The organism is Novipirellula methanifontis, from assembly GCF_052161655.1.
Classification (GTDB): Bacteria; Planctomycetota; Planctomycetia; order Pirellulales; family Pirellulaceae; genus Novipirellula.
On the sequence record NZ_CP197418.1, the window covers coordinates 2249262 to 2268286 of the forward strand.

13 protein-coding genes are annotated in these 19025 nt (G+C 54.3%); 4 read left to right on the forward strand and 9 right to left on the reverse strand.

Features of this window, described 5'->3' with window-relative positions:
• Positions 1-250: 250 nt before the first annotated feature.
• Positions 251-1231 (forward strand): alpha/beta hydrolase, encoded by a 981-nt coding sequence (locus SH528x_RS07870; RefSeq protein WP_442509970.1) that lies wholly within the window; start codon positions 251-253, stop codon positions 1229-1231.
• Positions 1232-1359: 128 nt separating this feature from the next.
• Positions 1360-2421, forward strand: coding sequence for a peptidase M42 (locus SH528x_RS07875; protein WP_442509971.1), 1062 nt, complete (start codon positions 1360-1362; stop codon positions 2419-2421).
• 91 nt (positions 2422-2512) lie between these two features.
• Here SH528x_RS07875 and SH528x_RS07880 read toward each other — a convergent pair whose 3' ends face one another.
• Positions 2513-2674 carry a hypothetical protein gene (locus tag SH528x_RS07880; protein WP_442509972.1) on the reverse strand — a complete coding sequence of 54 codons (162 nt, stop codon included), beginning with the start codon at positions 2672-2674 and terminating at the stop codon, positions 2513-2515.
• A 35-nt stretch (positions 2675-2709) separates the two neighbouring features.
• On the opposite strand from SH528x_RS07880, the gene SH528x_RS07885 reads away from it, so the two are divergent.
• Entirely contained in the window at positions 2710-4680 is a 1971-nt protein-coding gene (locus SH528x_RS07885) for a DUF1549 and DUF1553 domain-containing protein (protein ID WP_442509973.1), read from the forward strand.
• A gap of 14 nt (positions 4681-4694) precedes the next feature.
• Positions 4695-5984: a DUF1501 domain-containing protein gene (locus SH528x_RS07890; RefSeq protein WP_442509974.1), complete on the forward strand. Its 1290-nt coding sequence runs from the start codon at positions 4695-4697 to the stop codon at positions 5982-5984.
• 231 nt (positions 5985-6215) lie between these two features.
• Here SH528x_RS07890 and SH528x_RS07895 read toward each other — a convergent pair whose 3' ends face one another.
• The 8 genes from SH528x_RS07895 to SH528x_RS07930 form a co-directional block, all read right to left on the reverse strand.
• On the reverse strand, positions 6216-7655 hold the full coding sequence (locus SH528x_RS07895; RefSeq protein ID WP_442509975.1) for a sulfatase family protein: 1440 nt from the start codon (positions 7653-7655) through the stop codon (positions 6216-6218).
• 139 nt (positions 7656-7794) lie between these two features.
• Positions 7795-8685 carry a ThuA domain-containing protein gene (locus SH528x_RS07900; protein ID WP_442509976.1) on the reverse strand — a complete coding sequence of 297 codons (891 nt, stop codon included), beginning with the start codon at positions 8683-8685 and terminating at the stop codon, positions 7795-7797.
• Positions 8686-8767: 82 nt separating this feature from the next.
• Positions 8768-10183 (reverse strand): arylsulfatase, encoded by a 1416-nt coding sequence (locus SH528x_RS07905; RefSeq protein ID WP_442509977.1) that lies wholly within the window; start codon positions 10181-10183, stop codon positions 8768-8770.
• A 65-nt stretch (positions 10184-10248) separates the two neighbouring features.
• The gene (locus tag SH528x_RS07910; RefSeq protein WP_442509978.1) at positions 10249-11763 is read right to left on the reverse strand and encodes a sulfatase family protein; all 1515 of its coding nucleotides are present in this window, start codon (positions 11761-11763) and stop codon (positions 10249-10251) included.
• A gap of 47 nt (positions 11764-11810) precedes the next feature.
• Positions 11811-13640, reverse strand: coding sequence for an alpha-1,3-galactosidase-related protein (locus SH528x_RS07915; RefSeq protein ID WP_442509979.1), 1830 nt, complete (start codon positions 13638-13640; stop codon positions 11811-11813).
• Between the two features lie 100 nt (positions 13641-13740).
• Positions 13741-14961: a galactokinase gene (gene galK, locus SH528x_RS07920; protein WP_442509980.1), complete on the reverse strand. Its 1221-nt coding sequence runs from the start codon at positions 14959-14961 to the stop codon at positions 13741-13743.
• A gap of 367 nt (positions 14962-15328) precedes the next feature.
• Positions 15329-17887 (reverse strand): glycoside hydrolase family 2 TIM barrel-domain containing protein, encoded by a 2559-nt coding sequence (locus tag SH528x_RS07925; RefSeq protein ID WP_442509981.1) that lies wholly within the window; start codon positions 17885-17887, stop codon positions 15329-15331.
• 64 nt (positions 17888-17951) lie between these two features.
• The gene (locus SH528x_RS07930) at positions 17952-18851 is read right to left on the reverse strand and encodes a family 16 glycosylhydrolase (RefSeq protein WP_442509982.1); all 900 of its coding nucleotides are present in this window, start codon (positions 18849-18851) and stop codon (positions 17952-17954) included.
• Positions 18852-19025 lie beyond the last annotated feature (174 nt).

The window sequence follows — 19025 nt, forward strand, 5'->3', positions numbered from 1 at the left end:
CGGGCCAGTTTAACCTTTATCAGGGCGGTTTCGTTTTTGTGCGTGCCGATCCCCCCTTTTCTAACTTGTCATCAAACCTATCCGCCCATCCCGCTTCGGGGGCCCTTTAACTGGGACGATTGGGTTACACTTCAAAAACTTTCGATAGTAAGATAGAAGTGATGTGGCGAGTCTGAATTGGTGAGATGCAGACAATTTTGGGAAGCGAACCGCTTTCAGTCGACCGGAAAAATATGTTTAGGAGTCCTTCATGCGAAGCGCTGTAGCAGTCCAGTCCCTTCACGATCCTTCAGTCCCTACGCGTGATGCCGTTCGCCGCATTGTCGTAACCTTCCTCGTTTTTGCGATGAGCGTCGTCGTTGCCTCAGTCGCTGTCGGCCAGGACCGGAAAGGGAAAGGCAAAGTCAAAGAGGATCCGGCGCTCAAACCACGTACGGTTACGCTAAAGACCCGTGATGGTATTGCACTTCGCGCCTTCTACTTCCCCTCGAACAAGGGGAAAGATGCGATTCCTGTGATCCTGGTCCATGAATGGGAAGGCCAAGCGAGCCCGTATTACAATCTGGTGGTCGCACTTCGCGATGCCGGTTGTGCGGTCCTGGCTCCCGATTACCGTGGCCACGGCGGCAGCAAAGAGTATGTCGATCTGCGAGGCAAGACTCAAACGTTCAATCTCTCGACGATGAACAAACGTGACATTGATGCGATCTTGTCCGGGGATATGGAAGAGGCCAAGCAGTTCCTGAAACACGAGAACGATGACGGCAAACTCAATTTGAACGCCCTGGTTATGATCGGAGTCCGCGAAGGCGGTGTGCTGGCGTCACATTTCACGATGCGGGATTGGCGATGGCCTTCGATCGGCAGCAAAAAGCAAGGACAAGACGTCAAGGCACTTGTGCTGATCAGTCCAGAAAAACAGCTAAAGGGAGTCGGGATCGATACCACGCTCACCGATTTCAACGTGCTGCGACTGCCGATCATGATCGTCGCAGGCGACAGCAGCTCTGAAAGTTCTGAGGCAAATCGCATTGCCAAACGGATCGAGGTGTTCAAGAAGAAAGCAGGGCAAGGCGAAGTGTCGGGGCTGACCCAACAAACGGTCAAAACCAGTCTTAGCGGCCCCGCACTGGTCAATGAATCCTCGGAGGTGATCCCGGCCATCGTCAAGTTTGTCACCTCCAATGTGAAGATCAGCGACGATGTGAACCCCTGGGTCCAGCGAGACTAAAACGTCAATCGTGGCATGGATGCTCGACCCCTTTGCGATCCGGCGTTACGTCACGCGATTGCCAAAAGTTGCGCATGCAATGAAACTCCAAGGCGGAGTATCCTCTTTTATGCAAAGGTCGTGACGCGTTGGTAAAGCATTCAGCAGCGAGTGACGCTGGAATAAGCGATTTCTTACATCTGCTCGGCGGATTGGTCCGCGAGCCTTCGGTGGTCGGCGTCGAGCAGGCTTTCTTTCGAGTCGTATTGCGTGAACTCGAAGAACTGTCGGTCAACGTGTCTCTGTACCACGGTGTCTTGGTGGCACGCGGCAATCGGCCTGATTCGGTTGTCTTGTCCGCTCACGTCGACCGTCACGGATTGCTCTGTACCGGGCCCAATGAATTCCAATACGCGGCGTTTATCGCTGGCAACCGAGGCGAGTTGAACGGCGACTCGGTCTCGGAACAGATGATGGAATTGATCCAGGATCGTTTCATCGGCCAACGAGTCCAGTCGCATCTGCCGCACGTCGGCACCTATCTCGGCCAAGGCGCGATCACCCGTTCGTTTGTTTGTCCGAATCGCCGCAACTTGATTTTCGAGATCGACGGTCTCAGCCATCTGCAACCGGGCACACCCGTCTCGTTCGTCGATCGGTTGACGATCTCAGACGGCTTCATCTCGGCTCAGCTAGACAATGTGTTGTCGGTCGCGATTCTCGTTCACATGTTCCGCTGTGGTTTTCAGGGCACCGTACTGTTCACTGCGGGCGAAGAAGCGGGGCGAAGTTGGCGATACGCGCTCGAGTGGTTTTTACGCCAGCAATTGTGGACTCAGCGTCTGATCGTGCTGGACACCAGTCCCTATCCGACCCCGCTGGCGGCAGCCGCGCAAGAAGTCGTTTTGCGGCGTCGTGATGCGACCGCCATTTTTGCCAGCGAAATGACGATGGAGCTACAAGATCGGTGTGAGTCGCTGGGGATCGCCTACAGTTTCAAAGACGACTATGTCGAGGCGATCAACCGCACTCGCGAAAAACCGCTGTCGTTTGGCCGGACCGAACTGGGGCGATTGACGGCGGCGACCGAGGGGAAAATCAACGGTACAACCCTGCAAATCCCCACAACGAGCTATCACACCGCCTCGGAAACCGCGTCTCTGAACAGTATTCGAGCCGTCTTGCGACTTTTGGCCAGTTACATCGAGTAAAATCGAGCACGCAGTGTTCGCTCGAGCGTAGAATTGGGGGACAGCATTGTCGTAGCGAAAATCGCCAGCAATTGGTCATTTTTGCGAGTGGTTAGAACGCGGGACGTGTTTCGCTATCGGCAAACAATGACGCTTTGGTTCCCTGAAACTTGAGTTCAATGGGGCTGTGACCGCGTTTATAACAACGCAGCGTGAGTTTTAGAACGACGTTCGGATCGCCAAGTTCGACTTGGCTAACGCGGTCTTTTCTCATGTCTTTTCGACTTGTCAACAAAGGGGCAGCGATAGATGGTTGTCGATCCGCATGTTTCCAAGGCCATTGGCCGTAGCCGTGTTTTTATGTTGCTGATCGTCGTGGGGTTACTGAGCCTGACGGCACCCGACGCGTTTGCACAGCGAAAGAAACCAGCACCACCGAAGCCGCCCAAGATCAAGCTTCCCGCCAGTGTGCTTGAGAAGACATCGATCAAGATGGACGTGGCGAAGGTGGAGGCAAGATCGCGCGCTGAGGTCAAATCCGCCTCGCACGCAATCGACCGTGCGGTCGCCGGGAAATTGGCGAGCGAAGGAATCTCGCCCAATCCGATGGCCAGTGACGAGGTCTTTATGAGGCGTGTGTACCTGGACGTGGCCGGTCGCATTCCCTCGTTGGCCGAGGCGACGGAGTTTCTCGAGTCCACGCATCCCGATCGACGCGAAGATTTGATCGACAAACTGCTCAACAGCCCCGACTACGTCAGCAACATGTACAACATGTGGGCGGACGCGCTGCGGTTGGTCGAACGACCATCGCCCGACAATATCTCGGATCCCTATTTGGCCTACGTCAAAGAATCCATTTGTTCAAACAAGCCGTACGACAAATGGGTCTACGAAATGCTGACGGCAACCGGCAAGACTTGGGAAAATCCCGCAGTCGGTTTCCAGCTTCGCGACGACTTGATGCCATTGGCCTACGTCGACAACACCGTGCGTGTCTTTCTGGGAACTCAAATCGGTTGTGCTCAATGCCATGACCATCCGTTTGACCAATGGACACAGTACCAGTTCTATCAGCTTGCTGCGATGACCGCCGGAACGCGAACGCGAATCGGTGGTGACATGCCCGGCTATCAAGAGGATCGTAAAAAAAGGCGAGAAATCCAAGACGAAGCGAAGCGACGTGACCAATACGGACGATTGCCCAGCCAGTACCGACGGATGATGAACGCCAGTTTGTACGACGTTCGTGAAGTCAAAGCGGTTATGAAACTGCCTCACGATTACGCCTACTCCGACGCCAAACCTCGCTCGCCGGTCAAGCCGGCGGTGTTGTGGGACGAGGTTCCGGAGAAAGCCAAATCGCGTTCGCCTCGTGAGCAGTTCGCCGCTTGGGTAACCAGTCCCCAGAATCCGAAATTCAGTCGCATGATTGCGAACCGTTTGTGGAAGCGGTTTATCGGCGTCGGTGTCATCGAGCCGATTGACGATTTCAACGAAGACAACCCATGTGCGAATGAGGAACTGCTTGATTTGCTGAGTGAGCAAATGGTGCGAGGTGGCTTTGATCAGAAACAGTTCATTCGCGCGATCCTGTACAGCGGCACGTATCAACATGAAGCCAGTGATTACGAGGTGACCAGTGGCGAACTGTATTACGCGCCCGGACCTGTGGTTCGTCGCATGACGGCGGAACAAGTCTGGGATTCGATTTTGACGATGGCGGTGCACAATCCATGGCCATTCCAGCGACCGACCGCAAAGGATATCGCTCCTTACGTCTCGATCGACTTTAGCCATGCATCGTTTGACCAAGTCACCACGCTGGCCGATCAGTTTAAAAAGTCATACGACATCAACACCTACCGGCGCTCGCTGAATGAACATGCCTATCAAGGCAACGTGTTGTGCCGCGCCAGCGAGTTGCCATCCCCGTTGCCTGCGGACCACTTTTTACGTCAATTCGGTCAAGGCAACCGTGAAAGCATCCATACGGCTGAGCAAGAGCCGACCGTCCCGCAAACCTTGGCGATGTTCAACGGCCCCATAACCCATGTCATGCTCGAGCCCGGTTCGGCTATTGTCGACAACGTGTTGGCGATCGACAAAACAAAGGATCGTATCGACGCCATTTTCTTGAGCGTGCTTGGCCGTATGCCAACGCAGAAAGATCGCCTGATTACCGCCAAAGAGTTGTCGCAAATGAAAAACGACAATGTCGGTTATGGCAATATCATTTGGGCATTACTGAACACTCGCGAATTCCTATTCGTTCAATAAAGGCGGAAACTGTGATGAATCGACCTGAATTCACCAGCCAACATCGTCGTGATTTCATAAAAATGGTCGCCAAGCAAACGCTTGGTGTTTCCTTTGCCGGGGCGCTCGGCTCGCAAACCATGACCGGCTCGGCTCACGCGGGGGCAACCCCGCCGGGCAAGGCCAAGCACATCATTTACATCATGCTCGATGGGGCGATGAGCCACCTCGATACGTTTGATCCAAAACAAGGTGTCGAGGAAGCTGGCGAAACCAAGCCAACGCAAACGCGTGTTCCAGGATTGATGTTCGGAGATCGCTTTCCCAAACTGTCCTACTTGGCCGGAGCGATCGCGGTGGTTCGATCGCTGAGCACCGAAACCGGGGCTCACGAGCAAGGACGCTACTTGATGCGTACCGCCTACAAGCAGCTCAATAGTATCCAGCATCCCGGGATGGGCGCTTGGATGACGTCGCAGCAACCGAAACCTAACACCGGATTACCGAGCAACTATCTAATCGGATCCTCGGGCGGTCATCCCGGCGCCGGTTTTCTGCCGCCATCGTTTTCGCCGGTGCCGATTGCTGACCCGGCCAAGGGATTGCAGGACACGAAACTTCCAAAGTATTTGCCACCGGAATTGTTTAGTCGCCGCATGATGCTGGCCACCAAATTTGACGAAGCGTTTCAAGAACGACGCGATAACAGCAAAGTGATCGCGTACAACCAAGCGTATCGCGATGCGTATCAATTGATGGGCAGCGATCAATTAAAGGTGTTTGACATCAACGAAGAGTCAAAAGCGATCCGTGACGCCTACGGAAACAACTCGCTCGGGCAAGGATGTCTGCTGGCTCGGCGGTTGGTGGAAAAGGGGGCTCAGTTCATCGAGGTCACTTCGGGTGGCTGGGACATGCACCAAAACCTCTACGAGTCGCTCAATACCCGAGCCGCCAATCTCGATACCGCCTTGGGCAACTTGATGCGGGATTTGCACAGCAAAGGGCTGTTCAACGAAACGTTGATTGTCGTCACGACTGAATTTGGACGCAGTCCCAAGTTGAACGTGAACGCGGGTCGCGACCACCATCCTGGTGCGTTCTGCAGCCTGTTGATCGGTGCGGGAATCCGCGGGGGCCAAGCCTACGGTGAATCTGATAAACGGGGACACTCGGTTGCCAAAGACCATGTGTCGGTCGCGGATTTCAACAAAACCATCGCCGCCGCTGCAGGATTGCCGATCGACAAAGAAGTCTACTCACCGTCGGGACGTCCATTCAAAATCGGTGGCGACGGCAAGGTCGTCCAAGCCCTGTTGTCATAGCGTTTAAGCCGGAACGCAGCCTGCATGTCGTAAGCAGGTAGGCAGGAGCCTTTCTGTATATTAGCCGTTTTGGCGCTAGCCACGGTTCCCAAGTACAACCGGGGCTAGCGCCCAAGCGGCTAATGGGATTTCACCCAATCATTCCTGCCTACCTGCTTAGCACAGCGGAGTTCCGGCATCGCAGCGAAAACGAACCGGACGTCACCTTCGCTCGCTTACAGTTCACACCCATCACTCATTCGTGATTCGCAATTCTTTTTGCCACCACTCGAGGTACTGCTCGGCCGAAGCATCGGGATCGAGTCCGCGTTTGCGCTGGGTGCTTTCGTACCACTTTCGTTTTTCCGCGATGATCGCATCTTGATACGCTTGGTCGCCTTCGCGGATCGATCCTTGGTCACCACTGGTTTCGATCCACTGATTCAGCTGAGTTCGCATCCGTTGCAGTGTTGACTCGTGTTCTGGATTCTCGGCGAGGTTGTGAAGTTCGTCGGGATCCGATTGCAAATCGTAAAGTTCCTCCGCTGGTCGCGTTTTCTGCATCATGCGATCGGCGTCGGGTCCGAGTTTGCCTTGGGCGTGCAGCACCTCCAATAGCGTGACCACCGGGTAGGAGAGCACCTTGTAGCTGCTGATTTGCGTGTAGGGGCGGTCGGGGTAAAAGTTGCGGATGTACTTGTATCGCGAATCACGAATGGATCGGATTCGGTCGGCGGCTTCACCACAACGATCGCGAGCTCCGAACACAAACTCTCGACCTTTGAAATCGGGAGCCAGAATATTGACCCCTTCGGTCCGTGCGTGCGGCGTGATGTTCGCGGCACGTAAACATGTCGGAGCCACGTCGATCAAACTGACCAGCGAATCGCTGCTCGTGCCTGGATTGGAAATCATCGGCCCGGCAACGATTAGCGGCGTGTGAAGTCCCTCGTCGTAGAGCCATTGTTTGCCCCAAACATGAGGCCGACCGTGATCGCCAAAGAGCATGATCAGCGTGTTCTCACGCAACCCTTCGGCTTCCAAACGCTCTAGGATCGCTGCGACATGCTTGTCGCCCTTTTCGACGGTCGCCAAGTAATCCGCCATGTCGGCGCGGGCCACTGGATGATCGGGATACTTGGCCGACAAAGTTAGCTTCGCGGCACGCTCGGGATCCTGGTCGTGGACAAAGGGGCGATGGGGCTCGTGAATTTGCACCTGTGCAAAAAACGGTTGTCCCTCGCGACGTTGGGACCAATCATCACCGTCAAACAAATCGTCGTTGGTGATGAAGTTGTAATCCCGCTTGGCTTTGCCTTTCACTCCGGGAGGTTTCAGGTCACAGACGAAATAGCCCGCATCGCCAAACTGCTGCATCACCGTTTGCACTCCCTCGGGCAACGGTTTCATCTTCCGCGTGCGATGGTGGTGTGCACCAATCGAGGTTTGATACATCCCCGTGACGATCGCACTCCGCGAAGACGAACACACCGGTGATGTGGAAAAACAGCGGGTGTAGCGAACGCCCTCGCTGTAAAGCCGATCCATCGCGGGCGTGGAAACATGCGGCATCCCATAACAACCAATTTCCGGTCCAAGATCATCCAGTACGATCCACAGCACATTCGGACGCGGGGCCGCCCACAAAACCGCAGGCGTCAGTAGACCGCAGGCAATTACGGATGCCAGCATAGAAAACATTCGCCGCGTTGTCTGTCGAATCGATCGAAGATGGGTTGGATTCATGTTGGTGGGATTATCAGGATGAAGCGCAAACACGTTTCGAGCGAAGACGGAGAAATGCCATGGTCACGAGTTACTTCATGACGAGTTACTTTGTGACAGCGGGATTTGCTTTTCCGTCGGCGTTCAAGTTGCCGGTCGCCCACAAAATGCCTCGAGCGACGACGTCCATGTAGCGTTCATCGGCGACGGTCTCGTTTTGGTGACCCAGCGAGGTGCTGAAAATCTTGGTTTTCTGAGGACCATATTGGTTGGTCCAGGCGATCACGGCGGTCGATTCGGTGGGAGCCGCGTTCGGATTCTGCTTCAGTTCCTTTTTGTTTGGCGGCGCCACTTGTTTGCCTTCGATCAGGGCGCTCGCTCCTGCGAACACACGCACGTTGTTGTAAAGTTCTTCGTTGATCGTTGTCCAATTCTCAAACCCTTTCATGATCGGGTGTGTCGAATCGGTGCTGAGCACATCGATGGGCAATTTAGGACCGTGTCCTGTGGATTGCAGACCGAGCATCTCGTACCAGCCTGCGTTATCCGCCCCTGGTTCCACTGGCGATTTGAAATCGCCCCAGCGGTAACTATGCATCGCACAGTGCAGATTGACCGCGGGAGTACCGTTGCGATGAGCGGCGAGGATACGATCGACGTAAGGCCGCTCGATCACGTTGGCCGAACATTCGTCGTGCAGGACGACGTCGTATCCCTTGGCCCAATCATCAGACTCGTAAATTTCAAAGCGGGCGGTGGTTGTGGTGCTTTCACTCAGCTCGACAGTGACTTCGGCATTCAGTCGCTCTTCGATGCCTTTCTTGAGCAGCTTCGTTTGCGTCGCGTAGTCGTGGCAGCAACCGCCTGCGACCAACAAAACCTTCAGCGGATCGGCTTTCTTGGCCGTCTCTTCCGCCGTCGCGATGGATTGGCTTTGCAGCGACCCCAACACGAGTGTGGTGATCAGGGTTAGCAGGCGGAGGGAAGTGATTTTCATCAAAGGTGTCTCAGCAGCAGGGTGGGGGGAAATCTAGGAAAGTCGGGGGACGACCGAATGGAGTCGAGTCGTCACACCTAGTTTACTTACGTAGGTAGTGAAAGTTAAATCGCGGATTAGGCGACATCGTACGTGACTCGGAAATCAGCTTGCTCAACTCGGCAGCCTGTTCGGGATGCTGGGCGGCGATATTGTTCGTTTCACCTACATCGACGGACAAGTCATACAGTTCGATGGGCGAGTTCGGGTCGAGATCGACATTGTAGCGAACTCCTTTCCACTTGCCTTTGCGAACCGCGACGCGGCCTTTTTTCTCAATGAATTCCCAATAAAGATAATCGTGTTTGCGTTGTTGTTCCGGTTTTCCAAGCAGCGTGGGCAAAATCGAAACGCCATCGGTGTCACCGGGCAGCGGTTTGCCGACCAGATCGGCCATCGTTGGCAAGAAATCCCAGAATGCCGAAATTTCATCCGAGACACTTCCGGCTGGGATTTTCTTGGGCCACACCGCGATCATCGGTACTCGCACGCCCCCCTCGTACAATTCACGTTTGAAACCTCGCAGTGGACCGTTGGAATTGAAGTAATCGGGATCGTGACCTCCTTCTTCGTGGGGCCCATTATCGGACGAGAAAACGATCATCGTTTCGTCCGCGATACCAAGCGCGTCCAGTTCGGCCGCGATCTCGCCGACATAGTCGTCCAACACATTTACCATCGCAGCAAACGCAGCATGCGATTCGGGTTGCCCAGCGTAGTAGTCATCGGGGTAGTTGGATTCGGGAAGGAATTTGCCTCGATACTTTTTCATGTACGATTCCGGCGCGACCATGTCGGCGTGCGGTTGGACAGCGGCGTAGTAACAGAAAAACGGTTGGTCTTTGTTGTCACGAATAAACTTCAATGCTTGATCATGGATCAAATCGGGTGCGTAATCGTGTTTGTGTGACGCGATGTTGCCCCAGAGCAGTTCGCGTTCTTCGTCGCTCCATAAAAATGCTGGGTAATAACAGTGGGCGATTCGCTGACAATTGTATCCGTAGAAACGGTTGAATCCCATCTTCAGTGGTTCGCTGTCAGAACCGGGTGCGCCCAATCCCCATTTACCAAAGATGCCAGTTTGGTATCCGGCACCTTGCAAATGTTTTGCCACGGTGTAGGTGTCCGCCGGCATCGGTTCTTGTCCTTCAGGCGATACTTCCGCATTGCCTCGCACCGCTCCGTGGCCAGTGTGAAAACCGGTCAGCAGCGCACAACGCGATGGAGCACAAACGGTGCTGCCCGAATAGTGTTGGGTGAAACGCATTCCCCGCTGGGCCAGTGCATCGATGTTGGGAGTCTCGAATTTGGTCTGCCCATAACAGCTGAGGTCCCCGTAACCGAGGTCGTCGGCAAGGATGTAAATCACATTGGGGGTGCGTGGTTCGTCCGCAAAAACGGCGACTGCCAACAGGTTGGCAAGAGAGCATTGCAGCAAGCAAATGAGAAACGATTTCATGACATTCCAGACAGAAGGGATTCTTCGCGAGACGGCGATGGCCGCACGGACAGCACGCTAATAGATTACTTGAAATCTTTCATCCATTGTTGCGTTTTCATCAGTTCGCCGCTTTCAAGTCGTTGCCACCACTGAGGCTGATGCCGTTTTACCCCGGCACGCGCCGTTTCCGCCGCCAACCCTTTCTCGGGCTGGCGTTTGCCGAGGTCATCGAGTCCGTAATCGCGATGGGTCGCGACCCATTGTTGTTCGAACGATCGCAACGCCCTCAGCTCGTCGGCATAATTTGGATCGGCGGCCAAATTGTTCAGCTCATCAGGATCCGATCGCAAGTCGTAAAGTTCTTCGGGCGGTTTGGAGTCATGAAAGAATGTCATCTCCGCCTCGCTCAGTTTGCCTTCCTTTTTCAGTCGCCGCATCACATGCAGCGCGGGGCGATTCAATTCCAAGTAGGCTTGGTCGGTCGCCCAGGGGACTTCGGGCATCAAGTTTTGGATGTATTTGAAACGAGGCGTCGTGATACTTCGCGAGCACTCGTCGATCTCGTCCCAGATATCGCGAGCCGAACGGACAAAGTCGCGGTACTCGGGTTTCTCCACTCCCAAAAATGGCTTCGCCGTCATGTAGTCGGGGATCGTCGCTCCGGCGAGCATCAGCACCGTTGCCGAGATATCGGTTGTGCAAAGCATGTCGTCGACCACGGTGGCGGGTTCGATCAATCCAGGAGCCCAGACGATCATCGGTACGTGAATCCCGGTGTCGTGCAAATAACCTTTGCCTCGCAAGTTGCAGCGGCCGTTGTCCGCGATAAAAATGACGACGGTATTTTTATCTAGCGACTGATCCTTCAGCGATTGCATCAACATTCCCACCTCGTCGTCCATGTACTCGACGGTGTCGAGGTAGGCGGCCCAGTCGTAGCGAATCTCAGGCGTGTCGGCAAAGTACGGAGGCAATTGAATTGCATCGAGTGAAACAGGGTGTTTCGATTCGGCGCGAACATCGTTCCACCAATCGCCTCGATGTGTGACCTTTAATTGAATCTGGCTGAAGAAAGGTTGGTGGGCCGCCGAGAAATCTTCGCGTTTGTCAAACAGCCCAAACTCGGTCACGCCATCGTACGGACCGATGGCTTCGTGTTTGAAGTTACAGTCCGTCTTGGTGCCTAGAGCCATCACTTTGTCATGGCCGAGCAAACAGGTGTAACCGGCTTCGCGGAGCCAATACGTGATCGGTTTATACGGGGTTGGCAGCGGGACATCACGGTTGCTGCGATGATGTTGGGCGTTGATGATGGTTTGATCGACACCCACCATCATCGCCGATCGGTTGGGAGAACAGATCGGGTTGGAGCAATAGGCTTTGGTGAACAACGCCCCTTCCGCGGCCATCTTGTTCAGGTTCGGCGTCTTTACCCCTTTCATGCCGTAGCACTCGAGGTCGAGCCCCATGTCTTCGGCCATCAACCAGATGACGTTTGGACGCTTTGCGGGTGAGTCCGCTTGAGTCGCATGCGTAGCAACGCTGACCGCTACCGCAATCACCCCACACAAGAATCGATAGAGACAACGATTTGGCATAATCAAGTTTTTACCCAAAGGCGTGGAAGGAAGTTGGTAGACGCGTCCTATTCGGACTCGGCAATAAAGCCAACATTGTCCTCGACTTCGATGTCGGTCGAGTCGGCGGACTCTGCGATGATCAATTTGTGGTCAAACCCGGTGGCGGTGTTATCGGTGACAAGCACGTCATCGCAATAATGCAGATCAATCGACGGGAACTCTGCATTAGCGGGGTAATCGCTGCTGAATTCCAACTCGTTGCCGGCAATCGTTAAACCGCTGACCGATCGCGTCTGAGCAACCAGGCCATTGAAGCTGCGGATGGTGTTGTTGAGAAAGCGGATGTTTCGGTGGAAATGCCCTTCACCCATTCGCTGCTCGTCCGTTAGCAGCGGAGAAGCGAGCAGCGGGTAGACCGCACCTCCCTCGAAGCCAATGTTGTCGAAAACATTGTTCGAGATCGTGACATCTTGGACCCCACCCGACTCGTACCATTTCTTGTTGTCGCCTTCGATCAAGATGCCGTGCATCTGCGACGAAAAATAGTTGCTGTCGATTAATACTTTGCCCTTGGTCGTGATCAACGCGCCGCGTGCACGGTTCTGGCGAATGGTGTTGTGTTTCATCACCACATCGGGATACCAGGTTAAATTTTCCATCGAAAGCGGACCGGTCGGCAGATCGTCGGGGACATCCGAAACCGTGATCACAAATCGTTCTTCATTCAGGATCGATACTTCTTCCACCGAGGTTTGGTGAAACGGCAGGATGGTTTCGCGAGACAGAATGGCGACCTTGTCACCCGGACTGGCGAACGTCAGCCCCCATTGCTGTGGATGGCTAATCGCACAGATGAAGCGGTTTTTTCCCAAATACTCTTCGACTTTGACGTAGGCACCGTGAACGTTGATGCCGTCATCGAGCATGTGTTCAAACAGACAGTTCTCAAGTTTGACCGTGCCGCGACATCCGACAAAGTGAGTGGCGTCGGCGCGGGTGGCAACAAAACGATCCGGTGTCGAGGTGACGACCATCTTTTCAAGCGTGACGTTCTCGGTCCGTTCGGCGATCAATGCCATCCCGCCCGCGGCATACACTGTCACATTTTCAACGCGAACGTCACTCGAATTTGCAATGTGGATTGCCGGACACAGACGGCTGGTCGGATTCACTCCGTAAGTGATCAATGCCGATCCGACCGGAGGCAACGCCCGCCCTTCGGCATTGAAGCGAATCCGGTTCTTGCCGACGGCGGTCACTTTAACGGGTTTCGAGTAATTGACGCCATATTTTTTTGTGTCGTAGATTGGCGATTGGGTTTTAGGATCAAACACGATGTTCGATCCGAATGGATCGCTCCAACCATCGCGTTCAAATCTCACCTCGCCATGTTTGATCGTGTACGGATATCGATCGCGGTCAACCTCGACGGTAAACGTGTCGTCATCTTCGTTGGTTTCGACGACGATTAGCTCGCTGTGAAACGGACGGTCCCAGTCGATCGAGAAATTCTTCAGCGTCGCCCCAATGCCGCCATCAATGACAATCGGGCTGATCCGACCATGAAACAGAAACGTCGAACCGCCACCGTCGATGGTGATGTTCTTAAAACCAAACAGCGGGAATGCCATTCGTTTCAGGCTGTTGTCGTGATTCGTGACGGCACGGAATTGTTCGACAGCGTTGTCAGGTGCGAAGCGGTACGTGCCTTTGGGAAAAACAAGCGTGATGTTGCTTTCGCCTTCGACCGACTGAATCAAACGAAGCAGCGGGTAGGTCGCATCTTCGCCGGGAACGATCCCATGATCGGCGACGTTGATTTCTTCGGCTTGGGCGAGCGACGTCAACCCAATCGGAATCATCAAAACCAGTAAACCAAGCAAATTGAATTTCATCGTGTTCGTCTCTGGCGTGGGGGCGTCAAGAATCATGGATGCGATTTTAGCTCATCGTGAGCTCCGATTGATGTGCCCATTTATAAATGCGGCACAAGAATCAAGCGTGCGGCTGAATCAAGTGGGCTCCGAGAGCAGGACGACTTGAAAAACAGCTTGGCGTGACGCCGGTTGCCGATTGGTAACGTGACGTCAACGACTGGATCACCTCAGGTAGGGCATGATCCCGAACCAGAGACACGGTGCATCCGCCAAACCCACCGCCGGTCATCCGCGACCCCAATACGCCTGACTCAGTTCCCAGTTCGCTGGCGATCTCGACAAGCTGATCCAGCTCGCGACAGCTGACTTCAAAGTCGTCTCGTAACGATTCGTGGCTGGCGTACATTAACTGACCGACGGCATCCCAGTCGGAATCACGAAAGGCTTCGGCCGCTTGGATGGTGCGAGCGATCTCGGTGACAACGTGACGAGCGCGGCGCAGTTCGATGTCGCTTAGCGATGAGCTGGCATTTTGCACATCCTCGAGCGAGACATTTCGCCACGTATTTTGGTTGAGTTTACGAAGTGCTTGATCACATTCATTTCGGCGTGCTGCATATTCGCCGCCACTGAGTTCGTGCTTGACGTTACTGTTGGTGATCAACACCGAGATGCCGTCGGCATCAAAAGGCACCGTGTCATATTGTTGCGAACGGCAATCGATCAGCATCAAATGGTCCGCTTGGCCAAACACGCTGCTGAATTGGTCCATGATGCCGCAGGGGACACCGGCGAAACGATGTTCCGCTTGCTGGCACAACAACGCCTTTTGAAGCGGCTCTAGAGTGTGATCGGTCAGCGATTCAACAAGCGTTGCGGTCGCCACTTCCAACGCGGCGCTGCTCGAGAGCCCACCGCCATGCGGAACGTTGGAACCGATCACTGCATCAAACGGTGGCACCTGAATGCCTTGTTCTGCAAAACCCGCCACCACGCCTTCGAGGTAGCGACCCCAATTGCCGAGGGTCGCCGCTTGCGAATTCCCCAAGGGAATTTGGGTGGTCTCTTGCAGGTTCGTACTGTACACGGTCGCGGTAGGACGCGATGCGTCTGCCGCCGGTGCCGCCGCAATCACGACGTAGCGTTCAATCGCCATCGGCAAAACGAAGCCATCGTTGTAATCGATGTGCTCACCAATCAAATTCACGCGACCGGGTGCCGCGGCGATCACGGTCGCGGGTCGCGAAAATTTTGCTTGGAACTCGCGGTCAACTCGGTCACGCAGTTCCGTCAGCAAGTTAGATGAGGTGGGGAGAGAGGCTGACGTTGAATGATTCATGAGGGATTTCGACTCAACAGTGCGGGGATTCGAGGCGGGGGCACGCTAACGCATGCTATGAGCGGCGCTTGAGGACAATGTCGGACTCGCAAATTGAGTTCTTTTATTCCGAGCTTGCCGAGGCCGCTTCTCGATGTTTTGAGTCGGTTTGTTGAGAGTTTTGGACACTGAAACTGCGATAAAAATCAGATTGGGTGCCCATGCGAAATCATCGCCAAATCACGTAAAGGCTCTGAATCTCGCAGTTTTTCCAGTTAACGTTCAGTAGGCCCCCGTATTCGAGGTTTTAGAGTCTGGCAGCGGCAGGAAAAAACGATCGAAATTAGCGGTGCGGCGTGAGCCGTACCGCTAACAAGTTGCAAACCCGCTATTTGACTGACAACGTGATGCCGTCTGCGACCAAACCCTCGGATTCAGCTTTGATCGTAACTTTGCCTGAAGCTTTACCGGACTGAACAATCAGCATGCACAGCCCGTTAAACGCATCGCGATAGTCCGCGATGAAGGGGGCGGTGGTCGCCGCATTTCCATTTCCCACCGCTGCGATCTTGCCAGCACCCTCGACCGAGAACTGCACGCGATTGGACGCCAATCGACAAAAATTGCCGTCGCGATCCTCGATCCGCACAGTGACATACGACAGGTCTCTGCCGTCCGCCGTGATCGTGCTGCGATCCGCGTGAAGTTTGACTTTCGCGGGCGGTCCCGCTGTCTTTATCTCTTTCTCGGCTGCCGCTTTACCATCGACATAGCCCACCACTCGGATCGAACCAGGCGAATACGGGACGTCCCACGACAAACGGTACTTCGTCAGCATGTGGTCCTTCTCGTAGCGATTGAACTTGACCGGGATCTTGCTCAGATCCTTGCCCTTGGTTTTTCGACCTGCCGATTTTCCATTGACAAACAATTCCACTTCTTCGCAATTGGTATAGGCGAATATAGGAATGGTCTCGTGGCCACTGTCTTGCCAATTCCAATGTGGCAGCACGTGCACCATCGGCTCTTTCGTCCACTGGCTTTGGTACAGATAAAATCGGTCTTTGGGAAAACCGCTCAGGTCGACCGCACCAAAATACGAACTTCGCGCGGGCCAGTCGGCGTTCCAGTAACCGTTGGTGCTATTGTCCTTGCCGCCATACGGTGTCGGTTCGCCCAAATAATCGAATCCGGTCCACATGTATTCACCGAGCACCTCGGGATGTTGCTGCAGTGCATCGAACTCGATGTCCGGTGGGTAAGCCCACGGTGGACCGATGATGTCATAGCTGGTGACTTGTTTGGAATCATGCGTTTGGTATTTCTCGATCGGCAGATGGTAAACACCGCGGCTGCTGGTACACGATGAAGTCTCCGAACCCACCACAGGACTGTTCGGCAGGAATTCATCGACCTGCGGACCATAGGCAAGGGGTTTGTAGTTCATGCCGGCGATATCGACTTGCGCCGCCATCCCCATTTTGTATGGAGCAGGAAAGTAGTTAAACCCGCATGTCGTCGGTCGGCTGGTGTCCAACGATTTGACGTAACCGTTGAGCAACTTAGCGATCCGGTTGCCTTCTTTGGCATTGCCTTGTTCCAAAATCTCGTTGCCGATGCTCCACATGAACACCGACGGATGATTCCGATCGCGGAGCACCATGTCCTTAATGTCACGCTCGGCCCACTCGTCAAAGAACTTGTTGTATCCGTTGGGCACCTTGGCGATCTTCCAGACATCAAACGCTTCCACCTGAACTAAGATTCCCATTTCGTCACAATGGTCTAGCAGCGTACGGGAGGGCGGGTTGTGGCTGGTGCGAACCGAATTTACCCCCATCTGTTTCATGATCTGCAGCTTGCGTTCGATCGCACGTGGATTAGCGACCGCGCCGAGTGGGCCGTTGTCGTGGTGTAAACAAACGCCTTGAATACGTGTGTGTTTGCCATTCAGAAAAAAACCTTCGGCTTTCGTGAACTTCAACGTGCGGATGCCGAAACGTGTTTTCACGCTGTCGACGACGTTGCCGTGATCAAAAACAGTGGTGCGAAGTGAGTACAGCACTGGCGAATCGAGCTGCCAAAGTTGCGGTTTGTCCACCTGCAACTTGGCACTCGCCATCGTGTCGCCATCCGAATCGGAATTGGCGATGGTGGCGTCGGAGCTTGCTATGACTTGCCCGCTGGGGTTCAGGACTTCGTATTTAGCAGTGATCGCATGTTTTTCGCCCGTCGCCTTGATCTTAGTTTCAACGGCAACCGTGGCTTGATCTTTATCAATATCCGGCGTGGTAACAAACGTCCCCATGTGAGCGACATGGACGGGGTTTTTGTAATCGATCCAAACGTCGCGATAGATTCCGGCCCCGGGATACCAACGCGATGAAAGGTCTTCGGGCGCCAATTTGACGGCGATCACATTGGCACCGTCGGATTTCAGATGGTTTGTGATGTCGTACTGGAATTCGATATACCCGAACGGCCGATTGCCAATGAAATTTCCGTTCACCCACACGTGCGCGTTGTACATCGCACCTTCGAAGGTGACGAACACCGATTTGTCCTTGGCGGCGGCAGGGATATCGAATGTTTTGCGATACCATCCCGTGCCGTGAAACGGCAATCCGCCCGCCCGTGCGTTGTACTTGATATCGAACGGGCCTTCGATCGCCCAGTCATGCGGCAGGTCCAACGATCGCCAAGACGAATCATCGAAGTCCGGCGATTCCGCTCCCTCGGCTTCCCCTTTGTGGAACGTCCATCCATCATTGAACGATTGATGCGTTGCGGAGGTTTCACTGGCCGATATTTCTTTCGCAAGGCACATCGAGGAGCCCGCGGCGACGATCATCGTGATCGCGGTGAACAGTGTCCCTCCGAGAGATCGGGGCCCTCGCAGCGATGAGGTCTCTCGATGCGATTGGCATTTCCATGGGGGCTGGTTCACGGGACTCTCCTCTAGGGGGCGGTTCGTTAAAGCGAATTCAGGATCTCGAGTTATTCTTTGCGCATCATTGCGATGTTTCTTCGTTCGCGGATCCTTTGACGAGTTTGTAGGAACGTACCCAGTCGTAGTAGGTCGTGTTCCGCGAATCATCTTGCAATTCCTCGAATGTCGGAGGAACTTCCCACGCGTAGGTCTCGCAAACCAAGTTCATAAACAGCGGGTGATCAAACGGCGTTGGATCTAATTCCGTGGACGGCTCGATCGTGTATTTGTATTCGCCATCGGCGTAAAACTTCATCGTGTTTGCGTCGACCCACCAGCAACCGTAGGTGTGGAATTCATCGGCCACATTGGACTTCAGCGGAGCACCGCCACCTTTTTTAGCTTGCTTGATCTCGGCGCCCTCGCCATCCGGAGTGAAGGTAATGTGCGTGTTGGACTTCATGTGAGTCTTGAACGTCGCAAATCGCTGCGCATTGCCGATGCATTCTAAGATGTCCAGTTCCAGTCGCATTTTGCCGCCTGGCACTTCGAAATAGGGGCCTGTCAACCAAAACGTGGAAGAGGTCGAAATACTCGACGCCTTCATGCGACATTCGTAGTAGCCAAACAACGCGTCTTGCGACTTTGACTGAACCGCACCACAGGCGATTGTGAATTTACCGTCTGGCGGATCCAGCACGGTGCTTTTAATCTGCAAGTAACCATTTTTAACGCTGACCGACGAAGGCACGAATTTGCCTGGCGGTCGGCCTTTCCAATACGGGTTATGATCGTGCCATTTGTCATGATTCAGTTCGCTGCCGTCAAACTCGTCACTGAACGCCTCGTTCTTGACCCACCGGTAGCCGTCCGGCGGCGTCGGTGGCGATTGAGCGTTGGCTGCTAAATAGCTGCCGACTGCGAGCCACAAAAAAGCGAAACCGCAACAAGTTCGTAATGCAAAAGAGTGGCATGATCTCATGTTAAACGCCTTTTTCAGCAATGTGATTCGGAACGTTGTCGGTTTAGCAAGTCATTTTGTGAGCCGACGGCGCTAGCCGCGGGCCCGCTAGTTGTAAGTGAAACTTGCCAGCGGCAATCGCCGTCGGCTCAGATCATCATTCGAACCATTCCTTTGACCTGCGTCGCGTTTTTA